Annotated in this window: 9 protein-coding genes; 5 read left to right on the top strand and 4 right to left on the bottom strand. The window is 59.4% G+C overall.

Features of this window, described 5'->3' with window-relative positions:
* Positions 1-31: 31 nt before the first annotated feature.
* The 4 genes from NF685_RS05125 to NF685_RS05110 form a co-directional block, all read right to left on the bottom strand.
* A complete protein-coding gene (locus tag NF685_RS05125) occupies positions 32-859 on the bottom strand; it encodes a carbohydrate ABC transporter permease (protein WP_222547304.1) in 828 nt (275 codons plus the stop codon).
* Positions 860-863: 4 nt separating this feature from the next.
* A complete protein-coding gene (locus NF685_RS05120) occupies positions 864-1,757 on the bottom strand; it encodes a carbohydrate ABC transporter permease (protein ID WP_222547305.1) in 894 nt (297 codons plus the stop codon).
* Between the two features lie 122 nt (positions 1,758-1,879).
* Positions 1,880-3,517, bottom strand: a complete 1,638-nt coding sequence (locus NF685_RS05115) for an FGGY-family carbohydrate kinase (RefSeq protein WP_252848869.1) — start codon at positions 3,515-3,517, stop codon at positions 1,880-1,882.
* Between the two features lie 165 nt (positions 3,518-3,682).
* Positions 3,683-6,634 carry a TonB-dependent receptor domain-containing protein gene (locus NF685_RS05110; protein WP_252848868.1) on the bottom strand — a complete coding sequence of 984 codons (2,952 nt, stop codon included), beginning with the start codon at positions 6,632-6,634 and terminating at the stop codon, positions 3,683-3,685.
* A gap of 298 nt (positions 6,635-6,932) precedes the next feature.
* Between NF685_RS05110 and edd the strand changes: the two genes are divergently transcribed.
* From edd to NF685_RS05085, 5 genes are all read left to right on the top strand, one after another.
* The gene (edd, locus tag NF685_RS05105) at positions 6,933-8,921 is read left to right on the top strand and encodes a phosphogluconate dehydratase (RefSeq protein ID WP_252848867.1); all 1,989 of its coding nucleotides are present in this window, start codon (positions 6,933-6,935) and stop codon (positions 8,919-8,921) included.
* Positions 8,821-9,417, top strand: coding sequence for a bifunctional 4-hydroxy-2-oxoglutarate aldolase/2-dehydro-3-deoxy-phosphogluconate aldolase (gene eda, locus NF685_RS05100; RefSeq protein WP_252849068.1), 597 nt, complete (start codon positions 8,821-8,823; stop codon positions 9,415-9,417). The genes edd and eda overlap by 101 nt, the downstream gene beginning before the upstream one ends.
* A gap of 305 nt (positions 9,418-9,722) precedes the next feature.
* Entirely contained in the window at positions 9,723-11,282 is a 1,560-nt protein-coding gene (locus tag NF685_RS05095) for an MFS transporter (RefSeq protein WP_252848866.1), read from the top strand.
* 3 nt (positions 11,283-11,285) lie between these two features.
* Entirely contained in the window at positions 11,286-12,380 is a 1,095-nt protein-coding gene (locus tag NF685_RS05090; RefSeq protein WP_252848865.1) for an HlyD family secretion protein, read from the top strand.
* Positions 12,377-13,873, top strand: a complete 1,497-nt coding sequence (locus NF685_RS05085; protein ID WP_252848864.1) for an efflux transporter outer membrane subunit — start codon at positions 12,377-12,379, stop codon at positions 13,871-13,873. The genes NF685_RS05090 and NF685_RS05085 overlap by 4 nt, the downstream gene beginning before the upstream one ends.
* Positions 13,874-13,880: the final 7 nt, after the last annotated feature.

Here is a 13,880-nt window from a genome sequence, read left to right as displayed (position 1 = left end):
AAGCCGAAGGGGATAGTGATTGCAGGAAGGATCATTTCACGGCACCGAAGGTGAGGCCGCGTACAAGCTGCTTCTGGCTGAACCACCCGAAAACCAGAATTGGGGCGACGGCCAGCGTGGATGCCGCGGAGAGCTTGGCAAAGAATAGTCCTTCAGGTGACGAAAAGGACGCGATGAAGCTTGCAAGCGGTGCTGCACGCGACGATGTCAGATTGAGAGACCAGAAGGCCTCGTTCCAGCACAGGATGAGCGAGAGCAGAGCTGTCGAGGCGATTCCGGGAAGGGCCAGCGGCAGAAGCACGATGCTGATTTCCTGCCAGCGATTGGCCCCATCCATGCGGCCTGCTTCAAGGATCGGTACCGGCACTTCCTTGAAGAACGTGTAGAGCATCCAGACGATGATCGGCAGATTGGTCAGCAGGTTGATGATGGCCAGACCGATGACCGTGTCGAGCAGATGGGTCGAGCGTGCAATGAGATAGACCGGCACGAGCACGCCGACCGGGGGCAACATGCGTGTGGAAAGCATCCAGAGCAGCGTGCCGCGTGTGCGTTTCGTCGGAAAGAAGGCCATGGAATAGGCAGCCGGTACGCCAAGAAGCAGGGCGCCGCCCGTGGCGAGAACCGACATGAACACCGTATTGAAGGTGAAGTGCCAGTAATTCTCCTGGGCGAAGACGTCGTGATAGCTCTGGAGCGTCGGCTTGAAGAACAGGTGCGGCGGGGTGGAGATTGCGTCCATCTCGCTCTTGAACCCTGTCAGCACCATCCAGAAGATCGGAAAGAAGATCCAGAGAGCCACGGCCCAGCCGATAACGCCGAGAGCGACTTTCGGAAGCAGTTTCGTTTTGCGTGCCATGATTTCACGCCTCCAGATTGCGGGCGACCGCACGAACGAGGAACGCTGCAATGATATTGGCGATGATGATGGCAATCACGCCGCCCGCGGAAGCGCCCCCGATATCGAATTGCAGCAGGGCGCGTGAGTAGATGAGGAAGGCAAGGTTGGTGGACGCAACGCCGGGACCGCCCGAGGTGGTAACGGAAATCTCCGCAAAAACCGTGAGCAGATAGATCGTCTCGATCATGATCACGACGGTGATTGCACGGCTCAGATGAGGCAGGATGATATAGCGAAAGCGCGCAATCGGTCCTGCGCCATCCATGCGCGCGGCCTCTTTCTGCTCATGGTCGAGCGACTGCACTGCCGTAAGCAGTATCAGTACGGCGAAGGGCAGCCATTCCCATGCCACGATCATCATGACCGTCTGCATGGGGTAGTGCGCCAGCCAGTCGATCGGCTGCAACCCGACTGCACGCATCATGGCGCTGTAAACGCCATAAATCGGGTGCAGCATCAGGTTCTTCCAGAGCAGTGCAGAGACTGTGGGCATGACGAAGAACGGGGAGATCACCAGCACGCGGGCAATACCGCGACCGAAGAACTCCTGATCGTACAGTACAGCCAGAAGTACGCCACCGCCGACACTGATCACCAGAACGCCGAGCACGAGCAGGATCGTATTCAGCAATGCCCAGAGAAAATCCGGATCGGTCAGCAGATAGGTGTAATTACTGAAGCCGGCGAAGCCCTTCAGCGTGGGATCGACGAGGTTATAGTTCTGGAATGAATACCAGAGCGTCAGGACGAGGGGGATCAGTGACCAGATCAACAGGATGATCACAGCCGGGGAGAGAAAAATACCTCCTCCCGATCTGCGCTTCACCCGCTCCGGCGTGGCGATGACAGCTTCCATAGGCAAGCTCCGCAAGTGGAATTCCACTCGTCCTGGCTGTTAAGTGAAAACTTACTGGGTCGATAATCGGGTCCGTGTGGCGACTCCCGCTCTGGCATCTCCTGCTCTGGCGGAAGGCGTTTTCAGTGGGCGAGGGCTTCTGCCATCAGGCTGCGATGGTGGATCTGCTCGTCATGCATGGCCTGGAAGACGGCAAATTTCGCATCGTGGTAGCGTGCGGTACGGGGATCGGGCGCGACCTCGGCACCGACACGCGTCATCTGCGACATGGCAACACGCATGTCGTCGTAAACACCGCCTGCGACAGCACCTAGAATGGCCGAACCGAGCAATACGGCATCCGGCTCCTTGGGCAGCATAATGCGGCATCCCGTCGCATTGGCATGTTCACGAAGGAAAACAGGATTTTTCGTTCCGCCGCCCGTCGCAAAAATCGTGTCGATTGCATAGCCCTTGGCGTTGAGCGCGCGGATGATATCGCGTGTGCCATAGGCCAGGCCCTGGATTGTTGCGAGATACAGCTTGACCAGATCGTCAAACCCTGCCGACAGGCTGAGCCCGCTCACCATGCCGCGCAAGGTCGGGTCGGCATGGGGGGAGCGATTGCCATGATAATCCGGAAGGACATGGAACGCCGAGGTCAGGGAGCCAGGCAGGGCTCCTTGCTCGAGCTGGGCCAGACGTTCGTTCAGCAGTTCGTAAACCGTACGTCCTTCGGCCTTCGCTTTTTCAGCGAGCTCAGGTCCGTAGGCGTGGCTTGAGATTACGAAATCCACCAGAGAGCCGACGGCGGACTGACCGGCTTCATTGAGCCATGTGCCGGGGATCATGGCTTCCGAGTAAGGCCCCCAGATACCAGCGACATAACGTGCGTCGCGCGAGACAGCCATGTGACAGCTCGATGTACCGCCGATGAGGGCGAGACTGCGATCAAGAGCAGCATCATCGACCGTTTCGCCGGAGGCAGAACCGATAACCCCGATACCGCCCGCATGGGCATCGATGGCCGAGACGCCAACAGGAATACCTGCCTCCAGGCCGAGTTCCTGCGCCGCCGCAACGCTGAGGCCGTCGCCGACCGTCTGCCCCAGCGAGCGCACGTCTTGCCCTATGCGCTGATAGTTCTCGTCGGCAAGCTCATCGAGACCGATTGCGCGGAGATAATCCGCATCCCAGCCCTTGTCGTGAGCGAGGTAAGTCCATTTGCATACGGTCGAGCAGCAGCTGCGTGAGTCCGAGCCTGTTGCACGCCACGTCAGATAATCGGGCAGATCGAAGAAATAGCCCGCCTGAGCGAAGGTCTCGGGCATGTTGCGCTTGAGCCAGAGCAGTTTTGGCGTTTCCATTTCCGGCGAAATGGTGCCGCCGACATAACGCAGGACCTCATAGTTTCCGGCATTGATCTCATCGGCCTCTTTCATCGCGCGGTGATCGGCCCAGAGGATGATGTCCTGCTCGGGCGCTTGGCCGGGATCGATGGAAAGCGGCTGACCTTCGCGGTCGAGAACGACCAGCGAGCAGGTGGCGTCAAAGCCGATACCGCGCACGACGGGCTTCTTGCCGTCGAGGGCGCTCATGGCGCTGCGGACACTCTTGCAGATGGCCGCCCAGATATCGGTTGAGGATTGCTGGATGAAATCCGCCTCGGGACGCCAGGTCTTTGTGGGGGTCACACAGGAAGCGAGCTTCTGTCCGCTGAGGGAAAACACTCCGGCGCGCGCACTGCCTGTGCCAACATCGACGCCAATCACAACTTCCATGGGACTACATCCAAACTCTTACGAATTCGTCATATTCCCACTCAGCTTCTGGGATGCAACTCACCAATGCGTGTGATCTGTCTCAATATGTTTGAGATATCGCACAAAAAAACCCGACATCCTGAGATGCCGGGCTTTGCTGATGTTACGAAAGAGAGAGAGCGATCAGAAGTTCACGCCAGCCTGAACGAAGACATTACGCCCCATGATCAGATTGCCGTACTGAAACACGTTGGTGTTCGTTGCGCCATCGACAACGTAAGGCGGCTTCTTGTCGAACAGGTTGCGCACGCCTGCCTGGAACTGCCAGCGGTTCAGCTGATAGCCGAGCGTGATGTCGTGGCTGAAGATACCGGGCGTCTTGTAACGACCGACAGTTCCCTTGACGAGATCGACCGACTGATCGTTCCAGATCATGCCACCCGTATAGCTCATCATATAGGTGAAGCTGAAATCGTCATGGCGCCATGTTGCGGTTGCATAGTCGCGCACGCGCGGCTGGCCCGTGCTGTTGTTGTACAGCAGGCGGCCGTCATAATTGTACCACTGTCCGCCGGGCACATACTGCTGCTGATAGCTGATCAGCTGCTGGAAGTTGTTGCTCAGGTTCAGGCGGTCATGACGCGTAAGGCGGAGGCTGTAATCCAGGTCGAAGTCGAGACCGCTCGTGTGCAGTCCACCCAGATTTTCATACAGGGCAGAGGCCGTCTGGATCTGCTGCGTCTGCGCATTACGCACGATATTGCCGCAATAACTGGTGTTCGCGCCCGTATAGCACTGATCGAGCAGATACTGCGTGCCAATCGCGCTGATCATGTTCTTGAGCGTGTAGTGCCAGTATTCAACCGACAGCGAGAGGCCCGGCACCCAGTGCGGCGTCAGAACCGTACCGAACGTGTAGGTGCGACCCGTTTCCGGCTTGACCTGGGAGTTGCCACCCTGAAGGGTCGGAACCTGTGCGGCGTTACGCATTTCGAAACCCGGGCCGATCCCCTGACGCGCGCAGGTTGCTGCGACCGTTGCGGAAGCAGCCCCGTAGGTGCCGACCTGCGAGCAGGGGTCATAGGCGGTTTCGTAGCTCAGTTGCTGGCCACCGAAAAGCTCGAAGATATTCGGCTGACGGTATGAGGTGCCGAGTGTGCCACGGAAGCGGATGTCACGGTTCGGTGCCCAGTTGATGGCAACCTTCCAGTTCTTCGCAGCGCCGAAAGTGTTGTAGGACGAGTAACGCCCCTGTGCGTCGATCGTCAGATCCTTTGCGAGGAAGGCGTTCTTGAGCAGGTTCAGCTTGCCCTCGAGATAGCCTTCGGAAACGTTGAAACCACCGCCGGTATAGGCCTGCGTGTTGGTCAGCGTAACACCCTGAGCCACCAGCGGATCCGGGCTGTCGCTCATCTGCTCACTGCGATGTTCCATACCAAGCGCGATACCGAGATCGCCACCGTTCTTCCATGGCATGGACACGACGTGGTTGTTGTGCACGCGGAAATTGGTGTCACGGAACTGGTACTGGATGTTCTGGACCGTGGTGTAATTCGAATACGCTGCGCCCTGCGGCGTCAGCTTGCCGAATGGCGAGGAGAGTTCGCAGCCCGCGGAAGCCTGACAGACACTGGGGTCGTAAACGAGGGCGGTATCCGGATTGCCCGGATCTTCTGCGCGCAGGCCCCAGGCGTTGAGCAGGTTGGCGTAGTTGCCGATGTTGAGGCTGCGGACGTTTTCGCGGTTCACGCCATAGGTGTAGGATGCATCGTACATCCAGCCATGGGTGATTTCGCCCTTTGCGCCGAACATGCCGGTCACAGTGTCTGTGGCGCGTTCGTAACGGCGGGGACCCCATTCGCCCATGCGACGATAGACGGTAGTATCTTCACCGAACGGGTTGCCGGGATAGTCACCGGGAACAACGACCGTACTGGGCAGGGTGCTGGGCGGGATCGAGCCCGACATGGGCTCGGGCGCCATGAAGCTGTTTGTCGTGCGATGGCTGTAGAGCACGTTCGCATAGACGGTCAGGTGCTTGTTCACATCGTAATGCGTGTCACCTGAGAGCGAGGAGTCCTGATAGTTGTTGGTCAGGCTGGAATCGCGGTTGAAGGGATAACGATCCGACTTCGTGAAAGGCACAACCGTCTGGCCGTTGTCGTGCGTGGTATAGGGATCGTTGCCCGGATAGAACGTCCCATTGGTGCTGTAGGACGAGCCATAGGATGGCTGGCCCGAAACCGGGTTCGTCAGGGCGACGGGGTTGGCCCAGGCGCGGTTGCGCTGCATGACACCCGTCGAGGTCAGGTACTGGCCGAACAGGGTAATGTTGCCCCTGCCATGGTCGAAATTCCAGCCCTTGAACGCCGAAAGCATGCCTTCGGGTGCATCGCCATACTGCGAGATGCTGCCGCGCATGGTGATGTTGCCGGTGTTCACATCGTGACGCATCTTGATGTTGATGACACCGGACACGGCATCGGCACCGTACAGCTCTGAGCCGCCATCCTTCAGGATTTCAACGCCTGCAACCTGCTGAAGCGGGATCGAGTTGAGATCGACGCAGTTCGAGTTGCCGTTGATGGTCGTACGCTTGCCATCGATCAGCACCAGAACGCGGTTCGTTCCGAGGTTACGCAGATCGGTACAGGAGACGCCGCCACCGCCATTGGTTACGGCATTCGTTGTCGCGCTGGAGCCGACCGAAGGCAGACGCGAGAAGAAGTCGGACAGGTTGTTGACGCCCGTCTGCGCGATCTGCTTGGCGGTGATGATCTGCACCGGGTTCGCGTTGGTATTGTTCGACGTACTCAGCGCCGAACCGACGACCGTGATGCTTTCATTTCCCGCAGGGGCAGCGTCGGAGAGGCTGCGCAGGCTCCGGCTGCGTGTGGTCACAGGAGTGACGAGCGCAGCAGGAGCGGCCGCCGCACCGGTGGTCGCTGTACGTGCCTGTGCCGGGCGGCCCTGTGTTGTCTGGGCCTGGGTCGCACGCTTTGCGCTGCTCTTATGGGCAGGCTTGTGGTGGATCGTGGCGTTCGTTTCGGCGCGTGCCGAAACGCTGACGCCAGCAAGGACAGTCGCACCGAGCAGCATGGAAGCGCGGCGGAGGCGGATGCGGGAAATGGCCATTGGTCACTTTCGCGAAAAGAATTGAGGGCGGAAAGACTTCCTGTTTTTTTCGCAAATGGCACAGTGTGATTGAGGGTTTCAATCTCGTAACGTCATGTCACCCCGCGTAATTGTGACATTTTCATTGCGATGTGTTCCGCATGCAACAGCCTGTTGCATGCGGTTTGTTATTAAAAACTAAAATCAGTGATTTTTAGAAAATTATATTACGCGCGCGCTCTTGACCCATAGATCACGGAAACTTTACAACAGGCCACCTCGCGAAAACGCGAGCAAACAACACTCGCAGTGAGCCGCCATGTCCGTTCATCCCGTCGTTGCTTCCGTCACCGAGCGTATTATCGAGCGCTCCGCCGTGTCGCGGCGTCGTTATCTCGCATTGATGGAAAGAAACCGGCAGAGGGGGATCTCCCGTCCTCGCATGGCCTGCGGCAATCTGGCGCATGCCATGGCGGCTTCGGGCGAGGACAAGGCCCAGCTCATGCGTGGCGGTGGCGTGAATCTCGGTGTTGTTACCAGCTATAACGACATGCTGTCTGCGCATCAGCCCTATGCGCGCTATCCCGATCAGATGCGTCTTTTCGCGCGTGAGAAGGGGGCCACACTTCAGGTCGCCGGTGGCGTGCCTGCAATGTGCGACGGCGTTACGCAGGGGCAGGAGGGCATGGAGCTGTCCCTTCTGTCGCGTGACAATATCGCCATGGGGACGGCCATTGCGCTGAGCCACGGCATGTTCGAGGGCGTGGCCCTTCTGGGCATCTGCGACAAGATTGTCCCTGGTCTGCTCATGGGTGCTTTGCGCTTCGGTCATCTGCCTGCGCTTCTGGTGCCTGCCGGTCCGATGACTTCGGGACTGCCGAACAAGGAAAAGCAGCGCGTTCGCCAGCTTTATGCGGAGGGCAAGGTGGATTCCGGAGCGCTGATGGAGGCCGAAGCGGCTTCTTATCACGGCGCAGGAACCTGCACGTTCTACGGCACGGCCAATACCAACCAGATGATGGTCGAGATGATGGGGCTGATGCTGCCGGATTCCGCTTTCTGGAATCCCAATACGCGTATCCGCCAGGCGCTCAATCGCAAGGCTGTCCATCGCCTGATCGAGATTTCGCGGCCCGGGGAGGATCATCGTCCTCTGGCGGAGATGGTGGATGAAAAAGCCATCGTCAATGCAGCGGTCGGTCTGCTTGCTACAGGCGGTTCGACCAATCATGCGATCCATCTCCCGGCAATCGCGCGCGCTGCCGGTATCTGCATCGACTGGAGCGATCTCGATGCGCTTTCTGCTGCCGTGCCGCTTCTGACGCGTGCCTATCCGAACGGCTCTGCCGATGTGAATGCCATGCAGGAAGCAGGCGGATTGCCGACCCTGATCGCAGCTCTGGGTGAAGCCGGCATGCTGCATCAGGATATTCTCACGGTATCGAAAGGCGGCTATCCCGATTACGCCTGTCGTGCGCGTCTTGAGGGCGAAGCGCTTCTGTACAGCGCTGCGCGTCCTTCCTCCGACAGAAGCGTACTGCGCGATACCACCGAGCCGTTCCGCAAGGATGGCGGTATGCGTCTGGTCGAAGGGTCGCTCGGCCGCGGGATCTACAAGACAAGCGCTGTCGATGAGGATCGTCAGACAATCGAGGCTCCGGCAGCGGTTTTTCACAGGCAGGAAGATGTCATTGCGGCCTTCAAGGCCGGTAAACTCAATCGCGATGTTATTGTCGTGATGCGCTTTCAGGGACCGGACGCTAATGGCATGCCCGAACTGCACCGTTTGACGCCGACCCTTGCCGTCCTTCAGGACAAGGGCTATCGCGTCGCGCTGCTGACCGACGGGCGTATGTCCGGCGCCAGTGGCAAGGTGCCTGCGGCCATTCACATCTGCCCTGAGGCACAGTCCGGCGGCCCGATTTCGCTCATCGAAGATGGCGATATGCTCCGTATCTGCGCGCGTCGCGGGCAGATCGAGGCGCTTGTAGACCCCGCCGTCTGGAGCAGGCGTCAGCCCGCTACTCCGCCTCCTGCCGGGCTGGGGACGGGACGTGAGCTTTTCACCCTTATGCGCAGTCGTTCCGACACGGCGGAGAAGGGGGGCTCGGCAATGCTTGCGGCGATGGAAGACGTGATCGACAGTCACGCCGCAGAACTCGATAAGGAATTCCTGAATGCTCGACACCACGCTTCTCGACTCGGTGATGACACGCTGTCCGGTCATTCCGGTTCTGGTCATACAGGACCTGTCTCTGGCACGGCCGATCGCGCAGGCGCTGGTCGCGGGCGGGTTGACCACGCTTGAAGTCACGCTGCGCACCGACTGCGCAATCGAGGCTATCAAGGAAATGTCAAAGGTCGAGGGAGCCCATGTCGGGGCCGGAACGGTACTCAACGGAGATGACCTGGCGCGTGCCGTCGATGCCGGATCTCAGTTCATCGTCAGCCCAGGCCTGACCCAGGAGGTCGCAACGGCAGCGCAGCGACACGATGTGCCTCTGTTACCCGGCGTGGCCAATGCAGGCGATATCATGCGCGGGCTCGATCTGGGTCTGAGCCGGTTCAAGTTCTTCCCGGCCATGGCCAATGGCGGGTTGCCTGCGCTCAAGGCCCTTGCCGCTGTTTTCGGTAAGGTGCGTTTTTGTCCGACCGGCGGCATTACCGAAGGGAACGCGGCAGAGTGGCTCGCCCACCCGGCAGTCAGCTGTGTTGGTGGTTCGTGGCTGACGGCAGGCAATTTCGACGCGGACGCAGTCGAATCACGTGCGCGTCAGGCTGCGGCTCTCGCCAATTGCGCCTGAACCGCCGCCATATTTTCTGGCAAGAGACGGGCAGGGGGCATACGGACCTCCTGCCTCAACGAGACGTTACCGCGATATATCCTTCTTGGTTAATGCGTCCGGTATTTTCTTCTGCAGAGCCGTCGTTTCAGGGCGTTATCGGCGACGTCGGGTGACGTCGGGTGGGAGTGTCATCTATCCTGACGATTAACTTTAATTCAAAATTTAACATCGATAAGATTGCCAACTCCTTGGCTTTCGCCCGATAGAGGATCGATGCTTCCCCTCTGCGACATGACGCGTTTCACCGATACGATGCTGCGCGCATGACCAAACAGGGACGCGCCTATTTTGGTCTGGCAGGTGTGATCGTTCTTGCCATGACGACCGAGTTCAATGAGCAGGTTTCGTCCCAGTCGCTTCCGGATATTCTGGGTGGCCTCGGCATCAGCCACGATCCGGGAACATGGTTCAACAGCCTGTATCTCTCTGCCGAAGTCATGGGCATGTCTCTCGCGCCCTGGATGGCGCTGACTTTCGGCGTGCGTCGATTTGCGGTTGTCGTGGCGATCATAGCCAGTCTTTCAGCCGCCTGTATTCCGTTCAACCATAATCTGACCCTGCTATATGGCCTCAGGATCATCGAGGGGCTTGCGGGCGGCTTTGCCGTGCCGCTGCTGCTGCTCGTTGCCCTTCGCGTGCTTGCACCGCCCGTGCGCCTGTACGGTCTTGCGGCCTATTCCCTCACCGCGACATTTTTCCCCAATCTGAGCACGGCTCTGGCCGGCTTGTGGACCGATCTTGTCGACTGGCGTTTCGTGTTCTGGCAGGCCGTGCCGTTCGGCAGTCTGGCGATTTCGCTTATCTGGTACGGCATCGCACCCGAAGAACCCAATTATAAACGCATACGCAATTTCGACTGGAAAGGCGCGCTTCTTATCCTGTTCGGTTTCGGCGCGCTCTCGACGATGTTGCAGCAGGGCGACCGTCTCGACTGGTTCAATTCGCCTGCGATCTGCGTCATGGCGCTCGTCGCCGGGGTGTGCATACCGCTTCTGGTCATCAACGAGTGGGAGCAGCATACGCCGCTGTTCCGCATACAGCTTCTGGGGCGCCGCAATTTCGCCTACGGGGCGACAACGCTGCTTATTTTCCTTGTCGTATCGCTGGCTTCATCCACCCTGCCGGCGACCTTCCTTCAGGAAGTCGCGGGCTATCGTCCCGAGCAGATCTATCCGGTCACGCTCGAAATTGCCTGTATCCAGCTCATCATGCTGCCACTCATGGCTGTGGTTCTCAACAGCAAGTCTGTCGATAGCCGCGTCGTCAGCCTGCTGGGCATGTGTCTGATCTGTATGGCGTGCATAGGCGACAGCTTTCTGACTGTGGGCTGGAACCGCAACGAGTTTTATCTGTGGCAGATTTTCATGGGCGCAGGCGAAGCGATGATCGTGATGCCTCTGCTTATGATGTCGACCAATTCGCTCGTTCCTGCTGAAGGCCCTTTTGCCTCTGCGATGGTCAATACGCCGCGCGCCGTCTCTCAGGCGATCGGTGTGTGGATGCTCCAGCTTATCCATCGCCGGCGCGGTGGGTTGCACTCGGATCGTATCGTCGACCGTATCGGCGTCGACCGTTTTCGTACGTTTCAGGCCAATGCCATCCCCCTGCAGCGTCCGGCACCGCTACTGCCAGACGGGACCCCGCGCAGCCCCGATGCACTCCCGACATTCAAATATCAGGTGGCGCATCAGACCGCGGTGCTGGAACTCTCCGATGCCTATCTCATCATTGCCGGTATCACAGTCTTTCTTATGGCCTGGGTCATTCTGCTTCCCCAGCGCACCTATCCCCCCCGACTTATGTTCGTGAAGAAAAAATCCTGACCCATGGCTTCAGACGATCAGCAAAGCAGCCCCGCCAAATGGCCGTTCTATGTCACAGGCCTGATCCTCGTGATATTCTGCGGTGTCATTCTCGCGATCATTTTCGTGCCGAACCGCAAGGTATGGACCAATGATGCGTATGTGACCGCGCATTATGCCACGATCGCCCCGCGTGTGCCCGGACAGGTGATCGAGGTGCTTGTCGATGACAACCAGAGCGTCAGGGCGGGGCAGGTTCTGGCCAGGCTCGATCCGCGCGATTACGAGACTGCCTTGACCCGCAGCCGGGCAGAACTGTCACGTGACGAAGCACTCGTGCTCGATGCCCAGGCGGCTGTCGAGCGTCAGCCGAGCATGATCGAGGAGAGCGAGGCGGAGGCAGGGCGCATAGAGGCGCAACTTGTCTATGCCCGACAGAATGCCCAGCGTTATCACAACCTCGCCCAGACCGGGGCCGGCTCCGCTCAGGAGCGTCAGATGACGGATGCCTCCATGCGCGAAATGGAGGCCAATCTGCGCAGCATGAAAGCGCGTATTGTCGCCGCACAGGCAGAGATACCGATCCTGAAAGCCAAGCACGAAGCGGCCCTGCGTGCGCTCAGGATCGATCATGCTGTCGTACGTCAGGATGAGCTCAACCTGTCCTATACGCAGATACGCGCCCCGTTCGATGGCATGGTCGGTGAGAAGACGGTCCAGTCAGGCAATTACGTCTCACCGGGCGCCGCGTTGATGGCGCTTGTGCCCATGGACCAGCTCTGGATCATGGCGAATTATCGTGAACTTGCCTTGCGGCACATGCGCCCCGGCCAGCACGCGCGTATCCATGTCGATGCCTACGATATGGATCTCGATGGAATTGTGGACTCAATTCCGCCGGCTTCGGGTGCAGCCTTTGCGCCGATCGCACCCGAGAACGCCACGGGCAACTTCACCAAGATCGTTCAGCGCCTTCCTGTCAAGATTGTCGTGGCACCCGGTCAACCCCTCGCGAAGCTGCTGCGCATGGGTTTTTCGGTCGAGACCACCGTCGATACGCATCTTGAAAACGTTGTGAACGAGCAAAAGCACAGCACGGCAGGAATTACGGCGCGATGAGCGCCGTGTTCCGCGGATATGGCGCCCCGCGTCGCCGCGTGATCCTGGCTGCGTCGGGCATCGGCCTGCTCGGCCTGGGGGGGTGTACGCTTGGGCCGGACTTCAAACGCCCGGATGTGATTTCACCCTCAGATTTCGAGGCCGAGCCTCGGGATGTTGCGGGTACCACCTATGGTGGGCCGGTCGATATTGCGTGGTGGAAGCGCTTTAACGATCCGGAACTGAACCATCTGATCGACCGGCTGGCCGTGCAGAATATCGACCTGCAACGCGGCATGCAGCGTATTGCAGAAGCGCGGTCGCAAACGCGTATCGCCGCCGCTCAGGGTTTGCCCAGCCTGAACTGGGCGGGGTCCTATGCGCGCACCCATCAGAGTGAAACAGGGTTTATCTCGCTGGTGCAGCCGCGTGCAGGCGCACCGAACGAATACGATTTTTTCCAGAATACGCTTGGCGCCTCTTGGGATCTCGACCTGTTCGGGCAGATAAGACGTGCTGTGGAGGCTCAGCATGCCACACAGGAAGCCGCAGTCGAGGCACGGCACGGCCTTGCCCTGAGTACGCTGGCCACGCTCGTCGATAGCTATATGCAGCTCAGGGGCGTTCAGGATCAGATCGGCATCACCGAACGTCATATGGCAGTGTCGGACCATGATGTCGCGCTTGTCGAATCCCGCTTCGGTAATGGTGCAGCCACAACGCTCGATCTTGCCCAGGCACGTACTGAGCAGGCCAATACGGCCTCTGCTCTGCCCAGCCTGCGCAACGCCGAAAGCGCCCTGATCAATGCGATCGGTCTGCTGCTTGACGAGCCACCGCGTAGTCTGTCCGATGAGCTGGCGCGTCATGACGGAACGATGCCCGGTATTGTGCCCAATGCCCCGATAGGCCTCCCATCGGCTCTGGCGCGCCGTCGCCCCGATATTCGCGAAGCTGAGGCGCGCCTTCATGCGGCGACGGCAGGTGTCGGGGTGGCCATTGCTGCGTTTTATCCTGACATCACGCTGACGGGGCAGATGGGAACGCAAACCCTGTCAGCGGCCAGCTTCTTCTCGCTGCCTTCACGACAGTTTGCCACGGGGCCGACGCTGTCGGTTCCGCTATTCGAGGGCGGCCGCCTGAGAGGAACGCTGGCCCTGCGCAAGGCCGAGCAAAAAGACGCGGCTCTCGCCTACCGCCATACGGTCACGACCGCCTGGAACGAGGTGGACAATGCTCTAACCGCCTATGCGCAGTCGCAGAAGCGTCTGGTGCAGACGCAGACGGCCTGGCAGGAAAGCCGGAAGGCCGTCGCTATCGCCCGTGTACGCTATAGCCAGGGTGCTGTGGATTTCCTGCAGGTCGACGCCGCCGAAACCGCGGCCCTCGCCGCAGAGGCAGCGTATTCCGCAAACCGGATACAGGTCGCGACGGCGTTCGTTTCTCTCTATCGGGCGCTCGGTGGTGGGTGGGAGTATGGACCGTTCATGGAAAATAATTCTGAAAAATCATAGAGATAAG

Source organism: Asaia lannensis NBRC 102526, assembly GCF_024054035.1.
GTDB lineage: Bacteria > Pseudomonadota > Alphaproteobacteria > Acetobacterales > Acetobacteraceae > Asaia > Asaia lannensis.
This window is presented reverse-complemented; position numbering and strand designations above follow the sequence as displayed.